Consider the following 21952-nt stretch of genomic DNA (forward strand, 5'->3'; position numbering starts at 1 on the left):
GTAGAATGCATCTCGCAGTCAGGGGGTGGGACACATCAACTGATTAAGCAGTTTGGCGATAAGGTACTGGGAAGTATTGGCTAAGCTGGCGCGATGGCAGAATGGCTATGCTGCGGATTGCAAATCCGTCGATCTCGGTTCGACTCCGGGTCGCGCCTCCACTTCCTAATTAGGAAGTATGTAAGAATTTAGTTTTATTGTTTTGAACAGTAAAGCAAAGAGTTTGCCCGAGTGGTGGAATCGGTAGACACAAGGGATTTAAAATCCCTCGCTTAATAGGCGTGCCAGTTCAAGTCTGGCCTCGGGTACCACATTGCTTTTCGAAGCAAGCAAAAAAGCCTCAACATATGTTGAGGCTTTTTTGTATTCAAAAATTAATTTGTCTATAAATTTCAATTTCCATATCACAAAGCAACCCCTTTTAAAGACCAATAATCAATTTTGAGATATTATCGATAACGTTGATCTTAAAAATTGTCGCTAAGGGATTAAAATGTACGCAAGTTCAGCTAAATTGTTTCTCCTCTTTCTAATCAGCTTATATGCTCATTCTGCTTATGCAGGTAGTGAAGTATTATCTTCTGGTCCAGTATTCAAAAAGTTCGGAAAAATCGCTGCCGTAGATACCTCTTTTAACATACCTAAGGATATGAAGTTCAAAGTTGCTTTCGACATGAGTAAAGCTGCGGAAGTTGGTGAACCTAATCGAAACCTCAATACATTAGGGCGTTTTATTAATATGCACGTTGCATCTGGGGTAGAGCTAGAAAACATAACGTTAGCAATGGTAGTTCATGGCAAGGCGGTAGCTGACTTAGCGAATGATGATTTCTATGGAAAACGAAATGATGGTGCAAATAATAGTAATAAAAGCATGGTTGCCTCATTAACAAAGCAAGGTGTCAAAATTATTATTTGCGGTCAAAGTGCAGCTTATTATGATTTAAAGCAATCTGACTTACTTCCTAATGTAGACATGGCGCTTTCGGCAATGACGGCTCATGCAATACTTGTACAACAAGGCTTTTCATTAAATCCGTTTTAGTACTTGGAATAATTAGTAATGAAACTTCATATCAATACACCACTTATAGAATCCTTATCTGTGGGAAAAGGGTTGAATGGCAAGGTTTGGTTAAAGTTAGAGAACTGTCAGCCATGCGGGTCTTTTAAAGCAAGGGGAGTAGGTTACGCTTGTCATCAACACGTTATAAATGGCGCTAAGAAACTTGTTACCTCATCAGGTGGCAATGCAGGCTTAGCGGTTGCTTATGCTGGTAGAGTGCTTAATATTCCTGTGACAGTGGTTGTGCCGACAACAACAAAAATATCTGCAATAAACCTTATAAAAGAGCAGGGCGCAGAGGTCGTTATAAAAGGTGATGCGTGGGATGAAGCTCATCAATATGGGTTACAACTTACCGAAAAAGACGGGGGGTACATACATCCATTCGATGATCCTTTGTTATGGGAAGGTCACTCAACGTTGATTGATGAAGTTATCGAAACAGGCATTAAGCCTGACGCTGTTGTTCTGTCAGTAGGCGGTGGTGGATTGTTGTCTGGAATAGTCAAAGGACTTCGTAAGAATAAGTTATTTGATGTCCCAGTTATAGCTGTTGAAACAGATGGTGCTTCGTCTTTAGCTGCTTCTATGAACGCAGGTAAATTGGTTAGTGTCAGTCAAATTATGAGTGTGGCCAGTTCTCTAGGCGCAAAAAAGGTATCTCAGCATGCGTTCGAGCTAACAAACACACATCCGATCTATAGCCATATTGTAACGGATAAACAAGCTATTAAAGCATGTTCACAATTTTTAAATGAACATCGTTATTTAGTAGAGCCAGCTTGTGGCGCGAGCTTAGCCGCAGTTTACGATTCTCGGGTTATTTTAAAAGAGAAATCGAATATTTTGATTGTTGTGTGCGGCGGAGTAGGTATCAATACTGAGCAATTGAAAGAATGGAGTCGTTCTTTGGGTGTATAAACGTTCAGTGGAAAAGTGGTGCCGCTTTGCGCGACACCATATATTCGATTTTATTCGTATCTTAGGGCATCGATCGGATTTAATCGTGCCGCTTTAATTGCAGGTGCTAATCCAAAGATAATACCAATTGCAGATGTGAAACCGAATGAAAGCATAACGGCCCAGCCAGGAATATGGGCGTCTGGCATATTAGGGGCAATAACCGAAATAAACGATGACAAACCATAACCGATGGCTAGACCTATCATTCCTCCAAAGAGGGATAAAACAACGGCCTCAACTAAAAATTGAAGCATGATAAATCCTGGAGTGGCACCCAGTGCTTTTAGAGTACCAATTACTCTTGTTCGCTCTGTTACTGAAACCAACATGATGTTCATCACACCAATTCCCCCAACCACGAGACTGATCCCAACGATACCGGCTGTAATTGCAGTTGCACTGTTGGTGAATTTATCAAAGTTTTCTCGTGCTTTTTCAGCCGTTTCAAATTCAAAATCGTCACCTGATTCAGCAGAGAGCTTATGCTTTTGACGTAATATACGAGTCATTATTGCTTTGGTTTGTTCCACATCAGCATCAGGCTTGAGTCGATAGGATATTTCAAGATAGTTACTTCGACTATCTCCACCTTCCAAAATATTCATGGTGCTGATAGGAATGTTAATATAATCATCTTGATCGAAACCAAAAAGACTTCCCTGAGCTTCAGCTACGCCAATGATATGAAACCATTCTCCGCCAAGTTTAATGTATTCCCCAACAGGGTTTTCGGGTAAGTGAAGCTTTTCAATAATGCTTGGGCCAATGAATGCTACGCGTCGTCGTTTATCATCATCGATTTTACGGATAAATCGCCCTTTCTCTGGGTATGTTTTATAAACTTTTTGGTATTCTTCTTGAGTACCCATAATTCGGGAACTATGAGTGTAACTGCGATACTCTGCACCGCCAGAAAAACGTCTAGAAACCATAATGGCAGTCATGGTTTCTGCTTGATCAATTTTGTTCTTTAAAAGGAGAAAATCACTGTAAGTTAAGCGTCCTCTCTTTCCGACCATCTCTTGCTGAATGCTTGTGTAGGGTTTAATCGTGGTAACATCAGGAGATAAATCTGAAAATTGATCGTTGATTTGCTTAGTAAAACCTTGCATAACAGCGACAACCGTGATGACTGCTGCAACACCAATAATAATACCTAAACACGTTAGTGCAGAACGCATAGCATTGACTTTAATTGCCGTTAAGGCTGCTTTTGTTCCTTCCATAACAGCGATGGCTGATTTAAACATGAAGCACCTCCTTGCGACTATCGTTTACTACCTTTCCATCAACAAGTCGAATGACACGCTGGCAGTGATCGGCTATTTCTTGTTCGTGAGTGACCAAAATAATGGTATGGCCTTCGTCGTGTAATTGATCGAATAGCGCCATAATATCTTTTGTAGTTTTGCTATCGAGGTTACCCGTTGGTTCATCACCTAATAAAATATGCGGTTTTGTGACCAATGCACGTGCGATAGCAACGCGTTGCCTTTGCCCGCCAGAGAGCTGGCTAGATAAATGGTTTACTTTGTCTTCTAACCCCACGCGTTTTAAAGATTCAAGTGCCATAGCTTTGCGTTTACTTGCTGTAATAAAACGATAAACAAGAGGCTGCATCACATTTTCATGTGCAGTTACTCTAGGCAGTAAATTGAAACTTTGAAAAATAAAACCGACGCTTTTATTTCGCTGCTGAGCCAGTTCAGTTTCAGTCATATCTTTTACTAAACTGTTTTTTAAATAATATTCGCCAGATGTTGGGCTGTCTAAACAGCCGAGCAAATTCATGAGGGTCGATTTTCCTGAGCCTGAAGGGCCAATAATCGCAACATACTCATTTTCTTCAATTTCAATATTGACATCATCGAGCGCTTTAAAAACTTGAGAGCCCATTTGGTAGTGCTTATTGATATTTTTAAGCTTGATAACGGCACTCATTACGCATTTTCCTCAGTGCTGTCATCATTGTCAGTTTTTATCTCAATAATGTCACCATCTTTAAGCTTACTTACTGGGCGAGCAGGTCCAGTAATAATTTTGTCTTTTTCAGTCAAGCCACTCTTTATTGATTGCTCAATATCAGAAGATATACCCACTTTTACATTTTGTTTTTTGATCGAGTTATCAGATGAAACAACCCATACATAGTATTTATTATCATCTTGGTGAACTGCTTCAATAGGCAGCTTTAGAGCTTCATCAGAGATGAATGAGGCAATTTCTGCACGACTACTCATACCTGCATAGAGTGGGCGGTCAGTTTTATCTAGGAGTACTTTAACTTTAAAAGATAACCCATTCGAGCCAGCTTGATTCTTAGCTGAGGTACCAATATTAATGACTTTTCCTGTAAATGGCTCATCTGGGTAAGCGGCTGCAAAAATATCAGCTTTCTGGCCAAGCTTTATACTGGATATGTCCGTTTCATCTACTCTTAGCTCAGCAAGAATGGCACTTGGGTCGGCAATTAACATTAAATTTGAGCCGATGATATTTGTCGTACCAGCAATAACTGTTTCACCAGCTTTAATATCAACTGAGGCAAGCAACCCTGTCATTGGAGAGCGGAAAACACTTTTATTCAATCTATCTTTAGCAATTGATAAAGAAGCTTTTGCTTGATCTAGTTGTGCGCGTTTGGCTTCAATATTAATTGTGGCTAATTCAAGTTGGTTGGTTAGGTCGTCATAAGTTTCAGCGTCTGATAAACCAACTTTGAACATTTTTTCTTGTCGCTTGAGTTTTCTTTCGATGTTTTTTAAGCCCACTATTGCACTTTTAATGTCTATTTCACTGGCTTTAACTACGGCTTCTGACCGTTCAACATCAGCCTCAAATGCTTTCGTGTCCAAACGCATTAGCACATCACCTTTGGCGACATTTTGGCCTTCTTCAACTAATACTTCAGCCACTCGTCCTGTCACTTCTGAACGCATTTGAACTTGAGTATTAAAAACTAAATTGCCAGAGGCTAAGATGGAATCGGCTATTTGACCTTTTGTCGGATGAGTGACTTCTACTTTAATGGATTCTTTAGAGCCGGTAATTTGTTTGCTAGCCAGTATCCCAATAAAAGCGACTATAGCTAATATAATAATGATGTTTTTTTTCATGATTAACTCTTAATAAAACGGTTGTTTAGAACTTTAAACAACCGTTAAGTGGAAATGTTATGAATTAATAAACTTATACAAGAGCGATGATGAGCCAAACACCGTAAACCAATGCAAAAGGCAGCAGACTATAAAGTACAGCTTTATTGGTACTGAAGTTCGTCCAGCATTTAAGGCCGATTATAGTCAGTGCGATTGTCCAAATACTGAAAATTCCAATACTTTCAGTAAGCGTAAACAGTGAGCTAGTAGGATCTAGGCCCAAAAGAAGTTGATTTAAAGAGGCGTAGTTGGGTAAATAAATTGAAAGTTGGTCAGTATTTGCCGTTACTATCAACACAATGACGCCAATGCTATTGATGACTGCAGGCATCATGGTCCAAATACTAAAACCATACCAATCACCATACTTTGCGTCAGAAGTAGGGTCAATTTTGCTAACCAACATAAAATAAAGAGCATATATCGCATTTATGATTGGAAGACCAACAATAATTCCTATGACGGTTGTCCATACCATAGAATCTTGCATCATTAAGATGCCTTGCTTTGCAGTTTCATAATCTTTTGCAGATATGTCGGCATCTAAGGTTGCCAATTGCTGATCTGTAAGATATTGAGGATCTATGCTCGAAAATAAAAGGTAGGACGCAGCTGCGCTAAATCCTGCTACAAGAATAAACGCTAACCAAGACCAGCCTTTTGCTTCTTTCAAACCATTAAAGGCTTTCGACGGAGAGAGGTAAATATCAGTAATCGCACCAAACACTGTATTAGATTTCATGATTGAGTTCCTTTAATCATTAAGTTGGCGTAAATCTAACATTTATATGTTTTTTTATTAACATTTTTTTATCAGTAATTCTTGATTGAGTTAGAAACTAATCCACTCAAATAGCATCAAAGCGAGTTGTGATGACATTTTATGTCAATAGTGCAGGAGGAGACAATAAATGTAACTAAATATTTCCAAAAGTAATAATTGGTTGTAAGAGCGATACCAATGCTAATTATTTAACCTGACCTTTGCGCAACGAAATAAATTACTGAAATTTGTGAATTCACTGTAACGACTATTTATAAACAGAAAAGCCAACGCTAAAACGGTGGCTTTCTATTGCTAATTGACGATTAAAAGCTAATGTGACAACTTGGCAATCCATTTTTTTCAATGTAGTTTTGATGGAAATCTTCAGCTGCGAAAAACTCTTGAGCAACAAGTATCTCAGTAACAACGATCCTGTTACCCCATTTTCCACATTCAATGAGTTCAGCTTTTGATTGTTGAGCAAGCTCTTTTTGGTATTCAGAATGAAAAAATACAACACTGCGGTACTGATGACCAATATCTTCACCTTGTTGGTTTAAGGTCGTAGGATTGTGGTTACTCCAAAATACGGCAAGTAAATCATTGTAAGAAACTACAGATTCATCATACTCAACTTGAACAACTTCAGCATGACCTGTTGTACCTGACTTTACTTCTTCGTAGCGGATGAGGGTCTCGTCTCCACCCATATAACCACTTGTAGCACTAATGACACCATTTACTTGTCTAAAGAAATACTCAACGCCCCAAAAACATCCGGCACCGAAAGTTGCTAATGCCATAACTACCTCTACTAAAAAAATACGCCCAACCGTCTAGATGGCTATATTGCTAAACAGCTAAATCAATTGCAAGTAATTTTTATAAAGAATTTTGCTTTTGGGGTTTTTATATACAAAAGAGAGGGAACATAATTTTAGAGCTATATGTGTTAATATGTTGGCCATAAAATAGTTGGGATCTTGATCACATATTACGAGTCATACACAACCTAGTAATGTCTATCTACATTAAGAAGCCCTAAACCAATAATCATAAGGAGCCGAACGTGCTACAAACGTTAATGGAATCCAAAGACTTTCTTGCTTTCACTCTAGACAACCCAAACAATATTTCAGAAGCTTTCTCTTTTGCTATTTCAGATCACACTAATGTACATGTGTGGGATACTGGCGTTATTGTTTTTGAACCTAAAATCGACCTAGGGAAAGACGTTGTTTTATCATCGGCGGTTCATGGCAATGAAACTGCGCCAATTGAAATTTGTAATCGTTTGATTAAAGAATTATTGGATGAAAAAATTGTAGCAAAGCAACGTACGATGTTTTTAATTGGCAACCCTGCAGCCATTCATAACGGTACTCGGTTTGTTGAAGAAAACATGAATCGATTATTCAACGGCGCCCATTCAAAAGGGCAAGGGTTAATAAATAAGGAGCGTATTAGAGCTAAAAATCTCGAGCAATATGTCGATCGTTTTTATACTTCTCAAACAGATGGTCGTCATCGTATCCATCATGACTTGCATACAGCAATCAGAGCTTCAAAACATGAAAAATTTGCGATCTACCCTTACAGGCCGGGTAGAGCATATAGTGCAGAGCAGATGATGTTTTTAGGTGCTTGTGGTGTGGATACTATTTTGTTTCACCATGAACCCACAACGACGTTCAGTTATTTTTCATCCGAAAACTATCAGGCTGATGCATTTACGGTTGAGTTAGGCAAAGTCAGACCATTTGGTCAAAATGATATGACTCGTTTTATTGCGACACATGAAATGCTGTCTCGCCTAATATCAGCAAAACCTTTAGAACTCGATTCTTTCTCAGAAGAAAAATTAAATCTGTATCAAGTTTGCCGTGTAATCAATAAAAGCTATGAAGATTTTGAATTTACATTCGCGAATGACGTTGAGAATTTTCGATCTTTTCCGAAAGGTTTTGTTCTAGCAAAAGAAGGCGGTTCAGAAATAAAAGTGGAACACGAACAAGAGGCAATAGTGTTCCCTATCAGCAATATTCCTGTAGGCCAACGAGCGGTGCTTACTCTTATACCAGCAGTTAATATTAATGTTCAGTAATTGTTTATCGGTACGGCTGCACTGTAAAGTAAACAATACATTGCAGCTAAGTACTACTTTATATGTGACATTGGCGAAAAGTTGCTAGCTTATTTACGTTAACGTAATGTGCATGTCGCGTATTAAAACATTTTGATTTTGGTTGAAACTGACCGGAGTTAGGTAATAAAAAGAGCACAATATGAGCAACGCAACACTGAATAATGAAATAGTGCATAGCGTCAATTTTCTTGACAAAGAATCATTAACGATTCCAATGTTAAAAGTCATGAAAGCCGACGGCACCGTCTATCAAGACGCTGTTTTACCGAATATTGATGAAACACTCGCAAAGCGAATTTATGATACTTGTGTGTTTACACGAGTATTAGATGAACGGATGCTTGGCGCTCAACGCCAAGGGCGTATCAGTTTTTACATGACTTGTACCGGTGAAGAAGCGGCAGTTATAGGTAGTGCCGCTGCACTTGATGACAAAGATGTTATTCTGGCTCAATATCGCGAGCATGCAGCATTACGTTATCGTGGTTTTACGACTGAACAATTCATGAATCAAATGTTCAGTAATGAAAAAGACTTAGGTAAAGGTCGCCAAATGCCAATTCATTATGGCAGTGCAGACTTGTGCTATCACACAGTTTCTTCTCCTTTAGGCACTCAAATACCACAGGCGACGGGTGTGGGCTATAGCTTAAAAATGAATGGACAAAAAAATGTGGCGGTTTGTTATTTTGGTGAAGGCGCCGCTTCTGAAGGTGATTTCCATGCTGGTATGAATATGGCGGCCACGCTTAAATCGCCGACTATTTTCTTCTGCCGTAACAATGGCTATGCGATTTCAACACCGGCTGAGGAGCAATTTAAAGGTAACGGCATTGCGAGCCGCGGTGTTGGTTATGGCATGCATACTATCCGTGTTGATGGCAATGACATGCTAGCAGTATTTGCAGCGACTCAAGCCGCACGTGATTTTGCTCTCGAAAACAATGCACCTGTATTAATTGAAGCGATGAGTTATCGCTTAGGTGCACATTCTTCTTCGGATGACCCTTCAGGTTATCGTACTAAGGAAGAAGAAGATGCTTGGCGGGATCAAGATCCTGTTTTGCGCTTTAAAAACTGGATGCTTCATAAAGGATGGTTGACTGAAGCACAAGATGCTGAGATGTACAAACAGTACCGTGAAGAAGTGCTTGCTCAAGTAAAAGTATCAGAGAAAATTGACGTTCCAGCGCTTGATGAAATAATTGAAGATGTTTATGACACTCCAACACCAGCCCTGAAAAAACAACTGGATGAACTCAAAACACATATAAGAAAGTATCCAGAATCTTATCCAAAAAGTTCAGGGAGAATCTAAGCCGTGGCTCAAATGAATATGTTACAAGCGATTAATGATGCGCTTGCCATCGCAATGAAATCTGACGACAAAATGCTTGTTTTTGGTGAAGATGTCGGCCATTTTGGTGGTGTTTTCCGTGCTACGTCAGGATTAAAAGAACAATTTGGATCAGATCGTTGTTTTAACACACCACTTACTGAACAAGGCATTGCTGGCTTTGCTAATGGGTTAGCGGCTAACGGACATACTCCAGTTGCTGAAATTCAGTTTGCTGATTATATTTTTCCAGCGTTTGATCAAATCGTTAATGAATCAGCAAAATTCCGTTATCGCAGTGGTAATGAGTTTAATGTTGGTGGCTTGACGTTCCGATCCCCATACGGCGGTGGTATTGCTGGTGGTCATTATCATTCACAATCACCAGAAGCTTATTTTACTCAAACTCCTGGTTTGAAAGTCGTGATACCAAGAAACCCTGAACAAGCCAAGGGGTTGTTATTGGCTTCGATACGCGATAAAAATCCAGTAATATTTTTCGAACCTAAGCGTTTGTATCGTGCATCAGTGGGTGAAGTACCAGAAGGCGATTACCAGCATGAGCTAGGTAAAGCCGATGTTGTTCAGAAAGGAACAGATATCACAGTGTTGGCTTGGGGTGCCCAAATGGAGATCGTCGAAAATGCAGCAGAAAGGGCGGCAAAAGATGGGATCTCTTGTGAAATAATTGATTTACGCTGTTTATCTCCTTGGGATGTTGAAACAGTCGCGGCTTCAGTTAAAAAGACGGGCCGCTTGCTTATCAATCACGAAGCACCTTTGACTGGTGGTTTTGCTGGTGAGATAGCCGCAACAATTCAACAAGAGTGCTTTTTACATTTGGAATCACCAATCAGTCGAGTATGTGGATTAGACACTCCTTATCCGCTTATTCACGAAAAAGAATATATGCCAGATGCGCTTAAAACTTATGAAGCCATCAAAGCGACAATGGACTATTAGGAGTCGGCAATGATTAAAAATTTTATTTTGCCGGATATTGGCGAAGGTGTTGTTGAGTGTGAACTTGTTGAATGGCTAGTTGCTGAAGGTGATACTGTCGTTGAAGATCAGCCAATTGCCGACGTAATGACTGATAAAGCTTTGGTTCAAATTCCTGCGCCTTTTCCTGGTGTGGTTACCAAACTTTATTATGCTAAAGGCGAAATCGCGGTTGTACATCAACCACTTTATGCAGTTGAAGTTGATGGTGAAGCCCCTGCAACTATCGAAGATATTAATGTTGATGAACCTGTTATGACTCAACTAGGCACTCAGGTTGAAGATTTCTTATTGCCTGATATCGGGGAAGGAATCGTTGAGTGTGAACTGGTTGAGTGGTTGGTTAATGAAGGTGATGAGGTCATTGAAGATCAGCCAATTGCTGATGTTATGACGGACAAAGCTTTAGTCCAAATTCCAGCTATAAAAGCCGGTAGAATTTCTAAGCTTTATTATAAAAAAGGTGAGTTAGCGATAGTTCATAACCCCTTATTTGCTATAGAAGTCGCTGGTGAAATTGTAGTTGAATCATCTGCTGCTGTTATGGTTGAACAAACCAGCACTGTTTCGAAAGGTGCGACTCCCGTGCCACAAAGCAAAGCTTTAGCAAGTCCAGCTGTGCGCCGTATGGCCAGAACTCATGATATCGATATCAGTACAGTTACAGGTAGTGGTAAAAATGGTCGTGTTTATAAACATGACATTGAAGCCCATATGTCTGGAAAACAAAATACATCAACAGAAGTAGCTGTTGTTGCTGAGTCAAATGTGACTACATTGGTGACTACAACTAACAATGCTGATCGCGTAGAACCTATTCGTGGCGTCAAAGCTGTTATGGCTCGGATGATGCAAGAATCTGTTTCGACAATCCCTCACTTCACTTATTGTGAAGAAATTGATATGACAGATCTTATGATTCTTCGTAAGAGTATGAAAGAAAAATACTCAAGTGATGAACTTAAACTGACCATGATGCCATTCTTCATAAAAGCGCTTTCGCTCGCTATTAAAGAATATCCGATAGTAAATAGCCAAGTAAATGCAGATTGTACTGAGCTAACTTATTTATCAAGCCACAATATTGGCATGGCTGTTGATTCTAAAGCTGGCTTGCTTGTACCTAATGTAAAAGATGTTCAAAACAAGAGTATTCTTGAAGTTGCAGCAGAGATTACACGCTTAACTACGGCTGCACGAAGTGGACGAGTATCTCCTGCTGATTTAAAGCAAGGTACTATTTCGATTTCTAATATCGGTGCTTTAGGTGGAACTGTAGCAACGCCAATTATTAATAAACCTGAGGTTGCTATTGTAGCTTTAGGACGAGTGCAAAAACTGCCAAGATTTAATGCTAAAGGCGAAGTTGAAGCACGTAATATTATGCAAGTAAGTTGGTCAGGGGATCACCGTGTAATTGACGGTGGAACGATTGCGCGTTTCTGTAACTTGTGGAAGCAATACCTTGAGCACCCACAAGAGATGTTATTAGCAATGAATTGATGGTATAAACTAAATCTTCTTGAGCAAAAAGGGACGCGATTTGCGTCTCTTTTTCATTATTATAAGCCGATCATTATTAGATTTTAATTGCTCAATTTCGTATAATTCCTAGATTGATGTTACTCCATTGGAAGTTCTAATGAGCCAAGCGGCACCTAAGATAGAAACGATTGATTATCCTTTTCCTCCAAAACCGATCCCATTGTCAGATTTTCAAAAACAACAATATAAAGATCGTATTAAAGCCTTACTAAAAGATCGTGATGCTGTACTTGTGGCTCACTATTACACGGATCCTGAAATTCAAGCTTTGGCTGAAGAAACAGGTGGTTGTGTGTCAGATTCTTTAGAGATGGCACGTTTTGGACGAGATCATCCAGCAAAAACATTAATTGTTGCTGGTGTTCGGTTTATGGGAGAAACGTCGAAAATTCTTAGCCCTGAAAAGACAGTGTTGATGCCAACGTTAGAAGCAACGTGTTCATTAGATATTGGTTGTCCAATAGAAACTTTTAGTGAATTTTGTGACGCACACCCAGAGCATACTGTAGTTGTTTATGCGAATACTTCAGCGGCTGTTAAAGCTCGAGCAGACTGGGTTGTTACGTCAAGTATTGCACTTGAAATTGTCGAACACCTCGATAGTGAAGGCAAAAAGATTATCTGGGGGCCTGATCGCCATCTAGGGAGTTACATTGCCAAAGAAACAGGCGCTGAAATGTTAATGTGGCAAGGAGAGTGTATCGTTCATGATGAATTTAAAGCCAAAGCATTACGTCTGTTGAAGTTAGAATATCCTTCTGCCGCGGTTTTAGTACACCCTGAATCACCTGCCGCTGTAGTAGAAATGGCTGATGCTGTTGGCTCTACAAGCCAGCTTATTAAAGCGGCTCAAACGATGAATAACGATACTTTTATTGTTGCAACCGATAAAGGTATTTTTTATAAAATGCAACAAGCTGCGCCGGGTAAAACTCTAATTGAGGCGCCGACTGGTGGCAATGGAGCAACGTGTAAAAGTTGTGCTCATTGCCCTTGGATGGCGATGAATGGCTTGAAAGCCATCGAAGAATCATTATCAGCTATTGACACTAAACCACATGAAATTTTCGTAGATGATGAATTAAGGCATGACGCCTTAATTCCATTAGATCGAATGTTAAATTTTGCTAAAAATTTAAACATGAAAGTGAAAGGTAACGCCTAATTCGTTGTCATAAAGAGAGTTTTTCCTCTCTTTATGACATTATTGAAATATGCGAGAATGATTTAATTTCTACAACTACCATCAGCGTTTCAATTACAAATCGAATAATCATTCCTAGCCAATTTTGACCAATAAACTCCCATATTTTCGGCTTAGAGATAAAGTCAGGGCATCCGCACGAGTGAGTGATATATTCACAACTCCATGTGATAACTTCGTCATTTCCACAATAGTGGGAATCTAATACCAATTACAGTAATTAAATTCCCAGCTCAGAGCTATGTATGTGTTCAAAGTACAAGTGAAATTGATGAAGACATAGTTATTACCGACATACAAAACTGTCGTTATTACATTGCTACGTTGAGACAGCTTTGCGTAGTGATTTGGACACATACAAGCTCCCGAAGGGCAAGGCTAAAGGATTTCATTACTACGTTACAAGTTTTTGATTTATCCCGACAAAAGCACGAAGTGCGTTGAACGCCAGCTTTGTATGGCGGCCGTAGGGAATATAGTACTTCAACCTAGAAACATCAGTTAACTGCGCTCTCAAGCGTAGAAAAAATGGCTGATAGTAAGGCGTAGCTTGCAGCAAGTAGTTATTCTACTTGCAAAAGTTACAACGCAGATAGCAACCATTTTAGCAAGCTTGTGAGCGTAGAGCACTTCACTCATTGAGTGAATGATAAAGTCATCTTATTGACTCAAACAGTTACTCATATACTTAGCGTTCAACTGATGTTACCATGAAAATTAATAGTATTAGACGCAACATAGTCCTCCCCACAATTATTGAAGGGATAAAAATAAGTCTGGCTGTCTGTTAAGCTTTTTGCTTAACTGTTTATACCATATTGTATTTAACCATCATTTGAAGCCATCGGGGACTATTTCTCCTGACCATTAACTCCTCGTAGTTAATATCTGGGTCAAAATAGGCTTTCCTTCGGCTTAATACTGTGTAGATAATACGTAAAAGTTTGTGGGCGATAGCAATGATACTTCTCTTGTGTCCTCGACGGATGACCAAACCTTGGTACTTGCCTTTGAATTGGCTTTTCGTCTTAACGGCAGCATTAGCTACTTCACACAAGAGTGTTTTGACCATTTTGTTTCCTTTACGCATTCGCCCACTTTTTCTTTTTCCTGCACTTTCATTATTTCCCGGACATAAACCTGCCCATGAGCTGATACCCTTCATTCCATCGAAGCAACTCATGTCGTCACCGATTTCACCAATAAGACAAGCTGCACTGATAACACTAGTGCCCGGTATCGTTTGCAAAAGTTCCAGAGCCTCATTCCACGGTTTTATCGTTTCAATAATTAAGGTTTCTAGCTCAGCAAGCTGCTTCTCTAGAAACTCAATGTGACTTTTGATATTACGCAAGATATAAAGGTGTGACGGAGTAAGAGTTTCGTCCATACTCGCCATAAGTTCACTTCTATCGGCTTTCAGTCTTGGGTCGACCATTTTTATCAAGTCACACAATGGCTTTCCTTCAATCAGACCGTTCACGAGTATTTGCCCTGATTTCCCGTTAATGTCGCTAATAAACCCGCCCAGACGAATACCAGCATCATCTAAGGTTTTATGTAATCGATTTTTCTCATTACTCAATTCCTTTTTTTGTTTTGTCTCTTCTGCGAGTCAGTAATCTGAGTTGCTCCTGCTGTGGCGCTGGAACGAAACTTGACCGAACGAGTCCATAGTGACCAAGTGAAGCGAGCCATTGACTGTCAATGACATCTGTCTTTCGACCGAGAACATTCTTGACATGACTTGCATTAACGACCTGCGTTTTTATGCCAGCTGTAACAAGTGAAAGGTAGATGCTTTTCCAGTAAACACCTGTACTTTCCATTACTGCTAGCTCAATATGATGCTGCTTGAGAAAATGGCATAATTTCAAGCGTTCTTTTTTTAACGAGCGTAGCGAAAATCTCGGGGGCTTGCCCCCGTGCTGGATAATGTAGACTGGGCGAAGTTCGGTCTATATTATCCTGTATATGGAACTTCAAAGAAATTCACATCACGTATACAGATTAATGTATCACTTTGTATGGATACCAAAATATCGGCGCAAAGTATTTATAGAGTCTTATCGTGAAGGCTTAAAATCAATTGGGTGTGGGTCTTTTAAAACGACGAAGTTATCCACATCTGTATAACCTCTGTTTGGATTGCTTTTTGTGATACTCCCAATACTTTTCAATATCACCACTCGATCTTAACGACCTAAGTTTTAATATAGCTTCTGCACCTTCAAGACTCCATCTCGCTCCAGTGATATCCAACCTATCATTAATCAGATGACGACAAGCTCCCTCAATGACACCGCTAGCAATTGGGAAACCTTGCTCTAACGCTTTACCGTATTCTAATCTTGATTTATTTCTCAATAGATAACCGATGCACTTATTAATGCCTTCTCGTTGTTTTAATTTCCGTTTTGTTGCACTGATCCCAAGGCCTTTTGCTACTTGTGACGCATTACCTCGTAAGATTTCAGTCGCTCGCTTTTCTATCCAATCTTCGACTTCTGGATCATCTTTTTCAAATAAGCACCACGCCGCTTTCCAGAGATATTCAAGCACATGGATGAAATCCATGACCACCGTTGCATTGATGTTGAGTTTCTTCATCACCCGATAAATTTGTTTTAGCTGATGAGGATGACCATCAACGAGTACAACCCACTGACGGCTTTGAGTTGGGTCTCGTTCCAGAGCTTCTAAAAATGCTTCTTCAATCACAGTCGCAGCGCTTCTTTCTACGCTTGCCCACACACGTTTATTTCTTGGTGGCACACGTAATGGACGAACATTTGAATTATCGTTTCTAGACATGATTGATTCTGGGGTACGATGCAAAGGCTTGGTGGTGTATACCGCTGCAACTTCTGCCATTCGTTTGCGGTCTTTTTTTTCTCCAGCACTTAGGCGTCCTTTGAGCTTCTGTTGTTTCGCTGCTTTTTGCGTGCCCTCTCTCAAGCTATTAGGTTGCATAACGATGCCTTTTCCATCCATAGTCAATACCAGTAAATCAGATGTATTTTCTGGCTTAAGGTATCTCTGCTGGAGATAAAAACCATCAAAATCTTGTGCAATATCCTGCACAATTTGCCTTGCTTGTCGCTTGGGCACGTGCGCACCTGTGGTGGTATCTATTGAGCTTACTGCATCATCATATGAGCCTTTGACTGCTTCTGTAGCGAGTCTTAGGCGTACACCATCAGAGTATTTATCTTTCGAAAGATTCAGCTCACCATCCATTGGAAACACGCTATCACACCGACGTTGACTGTAACCTTTTCGATGCATCGTTACGGTACCAAATAAACTTTCTAAGTTTCGTTTGCAGTTATTTTTCAAATGATTCAATGCAATGTCACGGTTGGAACAAACTTGCTGACGGGGCTCTTCAGCGGTTTTGATATCTAAGAAACCCTGTAATAAACACCGCAACAACTCAGTTCCTTCGGTATCGATATAAGCTTCAACTTCTCCATGGCTCTCTTGCTTAACTTGCTCGTCTTCGAGGTGCGAAATAATACGTTCAAATTGCAATTTGGCTTCAGAAAAGAATGAAAATTCGAGTGAGTTTGAGTATGCTAGTTTCATGAAAGGAGCCTTTTTATATACTTGTTGTGTGTGGAAACTGATAAGTACTATAAAATTGCTCCTTTCGCACCATTTATTAAACCCATCCAATTGATAATTAATGATCTTTTCATGGTTTTCGTCGATCAAAAAGATCTACACCCAAATCAATTATTTATAAAATTGGTTACGACTATGACATTGATATAGTTGAACTAGAAATTCCAGTTGATCATATCCACATGGTCATTAGAGGTGAGCCGAAGATATCACCAAGCGATGTCATGCAAATAATCAAAAGTATTTCAGCGAGAGAATTCTTCAAGCGTTACCCAGATATAAAAAGGCGTTACTTTTGGGGGAGATAAGCTTTGGACACAAAGTTATTTTGTCGAAACTATAGGAAACGCTACTGAAGAGGTCATACGAAAGTATGTTCAGGATCAATTGTCGGAATTAGATAAAAAAGAGAAAAGTGCGGATCAACTTGGGCTTTTCTAAAACTCGGTTGCTTGCGGCCGAGTTTTTTATATTTATTTAGACAGGAATAAATAAATCTGGCCGATAATACAAGTGTGACTGAGCAAAGCAAAACGGGAGTAATCATAAAGCTCCAACTCTGTGAAGTGAGCATGATTAATATCGGATTTGCTCCTGCAGGTGGGTGAATTGTTTTAGTCAGTATCATCAATGTGATAGCCAACCCTGTAGCTATTGCTATTGAGAGTGAGGTAGCATCAAAAAAATTAACAAAACATAGACCAATAAAAGCTGTAAGCAAGTGGCCAAAAATAACATTTCTAGGTTGAGCTAACGGGCTTTCAGGAACAGCAAAAACTAAAACAGCTGTTGCTCCAAATGGAGCCATTAATAGTGCTATGTTGAAAGGCATATTACATACAAAAGACAGCAGCCCAATAGCCAAAGCTGCCCCTAAACCGGCAGTACAAGCGTATCCTATTTTTTTCATCAATCTATTTTAACCACTGCATAAAAGCGAAGCATAATAGAAAATGTGAGGGGATTAGCTAAAAGTAATGAATAGCCATGGACATCTAGATGTCTTAAAGGCTATTATTGTTAAATGTCTTTAACATATTTTGGATCTTAAAGTGCCTGTAAGAATCCCTGATAATTTACCAGCTGGTAAGATATTAAATGCTGAAAATATTTTCGTGATGCCAGACTCTAGAGCCTTGCATCAAGATATTAGACCAATACGAGTTTTAGTTTTAAATCTAATGCCAAATAAAATAGAGACAGAAACTCAGCTGCTAAGAATGCTTGGAAATACACCATTACAGATTGAAATTGATCTTATGCGAATACATGAAAAACAATCTAAGCATACTTCTGTTGATCACATGGCAACTTTTTATTGTGACTTTGAACAAATAAACCATAGAAACTATGATGGGATGATCGTAACTGGTGCGCCACTTGGTCAGATTAATTTCGAAGAGGTGAGCTACTGGACACGTATATGTGAAATTATTGACTGGTCTCAACAGCACGTAACTTCAACCTTATTTTTGTGTTGGGCTGCGCACGCTGCTTTTTATCACCTGTATGGACTTAAAAGACAGCTACTTAAGCGTAAAAGAGTAGGAGTTTTCAAACATGTTTGTTGTAAACAGCATGTGCCACTTCTACGCGGATTTGATGATCAATTCACAGCGCCTCATTCTCGATTTTCTGAAATAGATATTGAAAAAATAGTCAGTCACCCAGACTTAGAGCTGCTGGCAGTATCTGATGAGGCAGGGGCTTACATAACGCTCAGCAAAGATATGAAAAACTTATTAATAACCGGGCATCCTGAATACGATAGAGAAACTTTAGCTCAGGAGTATGAGAGAGACTTACAACAAAACCTTCCAGTTGAAAAGCCAGTAAATTATTTTCCAGACGAAAACCCTCAATGCACGCCTATAACAAATTGGCGTAGTCACGGCAATTTGTTAATCAGTAATTGGTTAAATTATTATGTATACCAAGAGACCCCTTATAAATTAGAGAAAGTTTAATACTCATATAAAGAACTTTAAAGTAATGAATGTTTAATTTTTTGATGGTTAATTTTTAATGAAGAAAAAGGATTAAAGTGAGATACAATATTTGATTAGAAAATAGCAGTTATTTTTCAATTGGATATTAAATAATTAGTATTGGAATTCTATGTCAGTTTTATATAATGAAAACTTAAGTATCCCAGCTTCAACAGTTGAGGTTATAAATCTACTAGAAATAGATGTTCCAATACAAAATGAAATCTATGAGCTTGAATTTAAAACTGGAAGCGGTCAATTACGATTTTATCGTGTTCATATTATTAATAATGAGGTTGAAAGTGTAACTAGGGCCTCGGGTTTTTCTGATGTTGTTGGATTTGTGACAGGTACTCACGGTGGATTAACTTGTAAATCTATAAGAAAGTTTATGAACTCAAAACTTGATAAATTAAGATTAAAAGTTAAAGAGAATAGTCAAGAATATACAGTTATTAAAAATACAAAATGTAAAGCGATATTACCTTGTAGCCATAAATTTTCTCCAGTTACACCGAGTAATACTTTAGATTGGCTGAAAATAGCACAGACAAGAAACTTTGGTGCTCAAACCGAATTGACCTTAGCAATAGTATTTAATTTGGCCTCTTTTGAAAGAAGATATTATGAATTAAGTGTTGGTCAGCCTTCTCACAGACCTATAGACGAATTATCACTTGAAGAAATTAAATTTAAAGAATTTATAGTACATGGAGTGAAGTCTTTCGATTTATCCATTAAACATGAGATGTACAAATTAGATACTAGGAATTTTGAAGTACTAAAACAGATAAAAGATAACGTCCATAGACTGGTTGTTATCAATGAATCTCCTCTAGAATGTGATGAAGTCAAAGCAATTTTTGGCGCTGAAGGTATTACTATAGATTCTGTTGATTATGTTGAAAATAGAAAAAAAGGTAATCGAACTGCACAAGTAAAAGGCAAAAATAAGAAAGAAGAATGGATTAAAAGTAGTGCCAATTTAGGTAAAAAACTACTCATAATAGACAATGAAATAAGTGAATCTGGAATTGCTAATAATTTAATGCTTCATGGAGAGCGCTCGCCTTATCAGAAATTGGTCTGTCATTCTTCTTCGAAACGAAGAGCAACATTATAAGTTTTTTTATTGCTCGTTTGAACCTAAATAAATCGTCTCTACTTCGAGTGTTGGAACGGCCTGAAATTCCGATACATACTAACGGCAGTGAAAACGATTTGCGAGAACATGTCAAAAGGCGAAAAGTAAGTGGTGGAACAAGAAGAGATTTAAGATGCCAATGTCGAGACACCTTTTCGAGTCTGCGCAAAACCTGCCAAAAACAAAACTTGTCATCTTGGAAGTTTTTAAATGACAGGTTTTCTCTTAAAAATACCATCCCTTTACTGGGAGACTTGGTGCTGCAAGGGGCTCGAACTACCACAACTTTTTGAATAGTTACCAATAGATTAAAGTTAAATTGTGCGTTAAACCGATTTGTTTAGGTTGAATTTGTATTTAATAAAGGCCAGCCACCTAACGCTTTCCACTTGTTAACGATATAACAAAATAACTCTGCAGTCCTTTCTGTGTCATATAGTGCGGAGTGAGCCTCTTTGTTATCAAAAGGAATTCCAGCTATTGAACAAGCTTTAGCTAGTACTGTATGCCCTAAAGCTAAACCCGAAAGCGCAGCTGTATCGAAAGTTGCAAATGGGTGAAATGGGGTTCTTTTAATCTTATTACGCTCAATCGCTTTCGTAACGAATCCATGATCAAATGTCGCATTGTGGGCAACAATGATGCTTCTGTGACATTCAGATGCTTTTTGCCCTTTTTTGATTTCTTTAATTATTTCAAGGAAAGCTTCTTTTTCGCTTACAGCCCCACGCAAAGGGTTTGTAGGATCAATTCCATTAAATGCTAAAGCTTCAGGCTCTAAATTAGAACCCTCAAAAGGCTCAATGTGATAATGCATTGTTTTATCAATGATCAACTCGCCTTCGTTAGTCATTTTCAGCATTGTTACAGCAATTTCTAATAGAGCATCGGTTTCTTTATTAAATCCAGCAGTTTCTACATCAATAACGACAGGGTAATACCCACGAAAACGGGATTTTAACTTATTGTGTTCCACTAAATCACTCATGTAATTGCTCATAAAAAAATGTCCGTGTTATTATCCTTAATACTGACTTATGTGTCATGTTTGTTTGTGGTTTATTTAAGCTAAAGATATAAAAAAATATGCCGATAAACTTAATAATAAGAACTTCAATGAGAAACAATGAATATGTGGCGACAATTAATCATTTTATTGGTTTGTTGCGTACCCTTAACTGTCGGTGCCGAACTGCGTCATTTTGTTGCCTCTTTAGAAGAATCACAGTGGCGAATTACAAGTAATAGTCCAATAGCTTGCCAGTTAGAGCATGAAATCCCTATGTATGGCAAAGCTATTTTTGCGAGCCAAGCCAGTAAAGATATGAATTTGAATTTTGTATTGGATATGTGGGTAAAACCGAACGAAGTAACGAAAGCAGAATTAATCAGTAAAGCACCGAGTTGGCGTCCAGGTATTGCAAATAAAAAGCTAACGGCGATTACTTATCAGAAATACTTTGACGGTGAAGTGCCAAAATTGGCCGCTTGGTCAATGCTTAATGAATTAACAAAAGGAATGCAGCCAACTTTTTATTATGCAGATTGGAATAATAAGTCTAGACGTGTTGCCGTTGGGTTATCTTCAGTAAATTTTCATAGAAAATACAATATCTTTAAACAATGCTTATCGAACTTATTACCTTATTCTTTTAATGACATCGCATTTACAGTATTAAACTTTAAAGAAGGAGGAACTGAGCTCACCCGACTTTCTCAACAACAAATGAATAAGGTTCAAGAATATTTATCTTATGATGCTGATGTTGAGTTAATCCTTATTGACGCTTATACAGACAGTTATGGTGGCAGAGGGATAAATAAAAAAGTATCACAACAAAGAGCAGACTCGATAAAAGAGTATTTTATTTCAAACGGTGTGCCTAAAGATAAGATTGTTACTCGAGGACACGGGGAAACTCGTCATGTGGCTGGAAACGATACTTTAGCTGATAGAGCGCGAAACAGAAGGTTAGTCATTCAAATCGACAAAGCAAGTTAGTTATA

23 protein-coding genes and 2 tRNA genes are annotated in these 21952 nt (G+C 38.7%); 15 read left to right on the forward strand and 10 right to left on the reverse strand.

The features are described from left to right. The first annotated feature begins 87 nt into the window (after positions 1-87). From E2I05_RS09115 to E2I05_RS09130, 4 genes are all read left to right on the forward strand, one after another. A tRNA-Cys gene (locus tag E2I05_RS09115) sits at positions 88-161 on the forward strand. Positions 162-225: 64 nt separating this feature from the next. Further along, a tRNA-Leu gene (locus E2I05_RS09120) sits at positions 226-311 on the forward strand. 182 nt (positions 312-493) lie between these two features. Beyond that, complete coding sequence (locus E2I05_RS09125) at positions 494-1045, forward strand: DsrE family protein (RefSeq protein ID WP_121853478.1); 552 nt, start codon at positions 494-496, stop codon at positions 1043-1045. Between the two features lie 18 nt (positions 1046-1063). After that, a complete protein-coding gene (locus tag E2I05_RS09130) occupies positions 1064-1987 on the forward strand; it encodes a pyridoxal-phosphate dependent enzyme (RefSeq protein ID WP_121853477.1) in 924 nt (307 codons plus the stop codon). 50 nt (positions 1988-2037) lie between these two features. Here E2I05_RS09130 and E2I05_RS09135 read toward each other — a convergent pair whose 3' ends face one another. The 5 genes from E2I05_RS09135 to msrA all read right to left on the reverse strand — a co-directional run bounded on the left by E2I05_RS09135 (position 2038) and on the right by msrA (position 6756). Then, the gene (locus E2I05_RS09135) at positions 2038-3279 is read right to left on the reverse strand and encodes an ABC transporter permease (protein WP_121853476.1); all 1242 of its coding nucleotides are present in this window, start codon (positions 3277-3279) and stop codon (positions 2038-2040) included. Continuing rightward, on the reverse strand, positions 3272-3970 hold the full coding sequence (locus E2I05_RS09140) for an ABC transporter ATP-binding protein (protein WP_121853475.1): 699 nt from the start codon (positions 3968-3970) through the stop codon (positions 3272-3274). Before E2I05_RS09140 ends, E2I05_RS09135 begins: the two co-directional genes overlap by 8 nt. Further along, positions 3970-5145 carry an efflux RND transporter periplasmic adaptor subunit gene (locus tag E2I05_RS09145; protein WP_121853474.1) on the reverse strand — a complete coding sequence of 392 codons (1176 nt, stop codon included), beginning with the start codon at positions 5143-5145 and terminating at the stop codon, positions 3970-3972. The genes E2I05_RS09140 and E2I05_RS09145 overlap by 1 nt, the downstream gene beginning before the upstream one ends. 73 nt (positions 5146-5218) lie before the next feature. Further along, positions 5219-5929 (reverse strand): YIP1 family protein, encoded by a 711-nt coding sequence (locus E2I05_RS09150; RefSeq protein ID WP_121853473.1) that lies wholly within the window; start codon positions 5927-5929, stop codon positions 5219-5221. Between the two features lie 347 nt (positions 5930-6276). Then, positions 6277-6756 (reverse strand): peptide-methionine (S)-S-oxide reductase MsrA, encoded by a 480-nt coding sequence (gene msrA / locus E2I05_RS09155; RefSeq protein WP_121853472.1) that lies wholly within the window; start codon positions 6754-6756, stop codon positions 6277-6279. 266 nt (positions 6757-7022) lie between these two features. Here msrA and astE point away from each other — a divergent pair, with 266 nt between their 5' ends. From astE to nadA, 5 genes are all read left to right on the forward strand, one after another. Continuing rightward, complete coding sequence (astE, locus tag E2I05_RS09160) at positions 7023-8057, forward strand: succinylglutamate desuccinylase (protein ID WP_121853471.1); 1035 nt, start codon at positions 7023-7025, stop codon at positions 8055-8057. A 181-nt stretch (positions 8058-8238) separates the two neighbouring features. Beyond that, positions 8239-9417, forward strand: coding sequence for a thiamine pyrophosphate-dependent dehydrogenase E1 component subunit alpha (locus E2I05_RS09165; RefSeq protein ID WP_121853470.1), 1179 nt, complete (start codon positions 8239-8241; stop codon positions 9415-9417). Between the two features lie 3 nt (positions 9418-9420). Beyond that, positions 9421-10398: an alpha-ketoacid dehydrogenase subunit beta gene (locus E2I05_RS09170; protein ID WP_121853469.1), complete on the forward strand. Its 978-nt coding sequence runs from the start codon at positions 9421-9423 to the stop codon at positions 10396-10398. A gap of 9 nt (positions 10399-10407) precedes the next feature. Further along, positions 10408-11940, forward strand: coding sequence for a dihydrolipoyllysine-residue acetyltransferase (locus E2I05_RS09175; protein WP_121853468.1), 1533 nt, complete (start codon positions 10408-10410; stop codon positions 11938-11940). Positions 11941-12079: 139 nt separating this feature from the next. Then, positions 12080-13147, forward strand: a complete 1068-nt coding sequence (gene nadA / locus E2I05_RS09180; protein WP_121853467.1) for a quinolinate synthase NadA — start codon at positions 12080-12082, stop codon at positions 13145-13147. An 847-nt stretch (positions 13148-13994) separates the two neighbouring features. Here nadA and E2I05_RS09185 read toward each other — a convergent pair. Both E2I05_RS09185 and E2I05_RS09190 read right to left on the reverse strand, forming a co-directional pair. Next, a complete protein-coding gene (locus E2I05_RS09185) occupies positions 13995-14771 on the reverse strand; it encodes an IS110 family RNA-guided transposase (protein ID WP_133309584.1) in 777 nt (258 codons plus the stop codon). Further along, positions 14764-15063, reverse strand: coding sequence for an IS110 family transposase (locus E2I05_RS09190; RefSeq protein WP_133309585.1), 300 nt, complete (start codon positions 15061-15063; stop codon positions 14764-14766). Before E2I05_RS09190 ends, E2I05_RS09185 begins: the two co-directional genes overlap by 8 nt. A gap of 136 nt (positions 15064-15199) precedes the next feature. On the opposite strand from E2I05_RS09190, the gene E2I05_RS22305 reads away from it, so the two are divergent. Continuing rightward, complete coding sequence (locus E2I05_RS22305; RefSeq protein WP_218939906.1) at positions 15200-15322, forward strand: transposase; 123 nt, start codon at positions 15200-15202, stop codon at positions 15320-15322. Here E2I05_RS22305 and E2I05_RS09200 read toward each other — a convergent pair. After that, positions 15305-16774: an ISKra4 family transposase gene (locus tag E2I05_RS09200; RefSeq protein ID WP_133309465.1), complete on the reverse strand. Its 1470-nt coding sequence runs from the start codon at positions 16772-16774 to the stop codon at positions 15305-15307. The genes E2I05_RS22305 and E2I05_RS09200 overlap by 18 nt on opposite strands. Positions 16775-16959: 185 nt before the next feature. Here E2I05_RS09200 and E2I05_RS23000 point away from each other — a divergent pair, with 185 nt between their 5' ends. Next, entirely contained in the window at positions 16960-17121 is a 162-nt protein-coding gene (locus E2I05_RS23000) for a transposase (protein ID WP_425325196.1), read from the forward strand. A 53-nt stretch (positions 17122-17174) separates the two neighbouring features. Here E2I05_RS23000 and E2I05_RS09210 read toward each other — a convergent pair whose 3' ends face one another. Continuing rightward, positions 17175-17723 carry an HPP family protein gene (locus tag E2I05_RS09210; protein ID WP_121855122.1) on the reverse strand — a complete coding sequence of 183 codons (549 nt, stop codon included), beginning with the start codon at positions 17721-17723 and terminating at the stop codon, positions 17175-17177. 142 nt (positions 17724-17865) lie between these two features. Between E2I05_RS09210 and metA the strand changes: the two genes are divergently transcribed. The 3 genes from metA to E2I05_RS23120 all read left to right on the forward strand — a co-directional run bounded on the left by metA (position 17866) and on the right by E2I05_RS23120 (position 20238). Further along, complete coding sequence (metA, locus tag E2I05_RS09215; RefSeq protein WP_121855123.1) at positions 17866-18780, forward strand: homoserine O-acetyltransferase MetA; 915 nt, start codon at positions 17866-17868, stop codon at positions 18778-18780. Between the two features lie 151 nt (positions 18781-18931). Next, the gene (locus E2I05_RS09220) at positions 18932-19924 is read left to right on the forward strand and encodes a hypothetical protein (RefSeq protein ID WP_121855124.1); all 993 of its coding nucleotides are present in this window, start codon (positions 18932-18934) and stop codon (positions 19922-19924) included. Between the two features lie 17 nt (positions 19925-19941). Next, positions 19942-20238, forward strand: a complete 297-nt coding sequence (locus E2I05_RS23120; RefSeq protein ID WP_207805339.1) for a hypothetical protein — start codon at positions 19942-19944, stop codon at positions 20236-20238. A 47-nt stretch (positions 20239-20285) separates the two neighbouring features. On the opposite strand, the gene rnt is transcribed toward E2I05_RS23120, so the two are convergent. Continuing rightward, complete coding sequence (gene rnt, locus E2I05_RS09230) at positions 20286-20933, reverse strand: ribonuclease T (protein WP_121855126.1); 648 nt, start codon at positions 20931-20933, stop codon at positions 20286-20288. Positions 20934-21077: 144 nt separating this feature from the next. Here rnt and E2I05_RS09235 point away from each other — a divergent pair, with 144 nt between their 5' ends. Further along, the gene (locus E2I05_RS09235) at positions 21078-21947 is read left to right on the forward strand and encodes a flagellar protein MotY (protein ID WP_121855128.1); all 870 of its coding nucleotides are present in this window, start codon (positions 21078-21080) and stop codon (positions 21945-21947) included. Positions 21948-21952 lie beyond the last annotated feature (5 nt).

Origin of the sequence: Parashewanella spongiae (assembly GCF_004358345.1) — a bacterium.
Classification (GTDB): Bacteria; Pseudomonadota; Gammaproteobacteria; order Enterobacterales; family Shewanellaceae; genus Parashewanella; species Parashewanella spongiae.

Excerpts from the sequence above, each read along its gene's own strand:
- E2I05_RS09125 (WP_121853478.1), top strand. The coding sequence starts at position 494 with ATGTACGCAAGTTCAGCTAAATTGTTTCTCCTCTTTCTAATCAGCTTA.
- E2I05_RS09130 (WP_121853477.1), top strand. The coding sequence starts at position 1,064 with ATGAAACTTCATATCAATACACCACTTATAGAATCCTTATCTGTGGGA.
- E2I05_RS09135 (WP_121853476.1), bottom strand. The coding sequence starts at position 3,279 with ATGTTTAAATCAGCCATCGCTGTTATGGAAGGAACAAAAGCAGCCTTA.
- E2I05_RS09140 (WP_121853475.1), bottom strand. The coding sequence starts at position 3,970 with ATGAGTGCCGTTATCAAGCTTAAAAATATCAATAAGCACTACCAAATG.
- E2I05_RS09145 (WP_121853474.1), bottom strand. The coding sequence starts at position 5,145 with ATGAAAAAAAACATCATTATTATATTAGCTATAGTCGCTTTTATTGGG.
- E2I05_RS09150 (WP_121853473.1), bottom strand. The coding sequence starts at position 5,929 with ATGAAATCTAATACAGTGTTTGGTGCGATTACTGATATTTACCTCTCT.
- msrA (WP_121853472.1), bottom strand. The coding sequence starts at position 6,756 with ATGGCATTAGCAACTTTCGGTGCCGGATGTTTTTGGGGCGTTGAGTAT.
- E2I05_RS09165 (WP_121853470.1), top strand. The coding sequence starts at position 8,239 with ATGAGCAACGCAACACTGAATAATGAAATAGTGCATAGCGTCAATTTT.
- E2I05_RS09175 (WP_121853468.1), top strand. The coding sequence starts at position 10,408 with ATGATTAAAAATTTTATTTTGCCGGATATTGGCGAAGGTGTTGTTGAG.
- nadA (WP_121853467.1), top strand. The coding sequence starts at position 12,080 with ATGAGCCAAGCGGCACCTAAGATAGAAACGATTGATTATCCTTTTCCT.
- E2I05_RS22305 (WP_218939906.1), top strand. The coding sequence starts at position 15,200 with ATGTATCACTTTGTATGGATACCAAAATATCGGCGCAAAGTATTTATA.
- E2I05_RS09200 (WP_133309465.1), bottom strand. The coding sequence starts at position 16,774 with ATGAAACTAGCATACTCAAACTCACTCGAATTTTCATTCTTTTCTGAA.
- E2I05_RS09210 (WP_121855122.1), bottom strand. The coding sequence starts at position 17,723 with ATGAAAAAAATAGGATACGCTTGTACTGCCGGTTTAGGGGCAGCTTTG.
- E2I05_RS09220 (WP_121855124.1), top strand. The coding sequence starts at position 18,932 with ATGTCAGTTTTATATAATGAAAACTTAAGTATCCCAGCTTCAACAGTT.
- rnt (WP_121855126.1), bottom strand. The coding sequence starts at position 20,933 with ATGAGTGATTTAGTGGAACACAATAAGTTAAAATCCCGTTTTCGTGGG.
- E2I05_RS09235 (WP_121855128.1), top strand. The coding sequence starts at position 21,078 with ATGTGGCGACAATTAATCATTTTATTGGTTTGTTGCGTACCCTTAACT.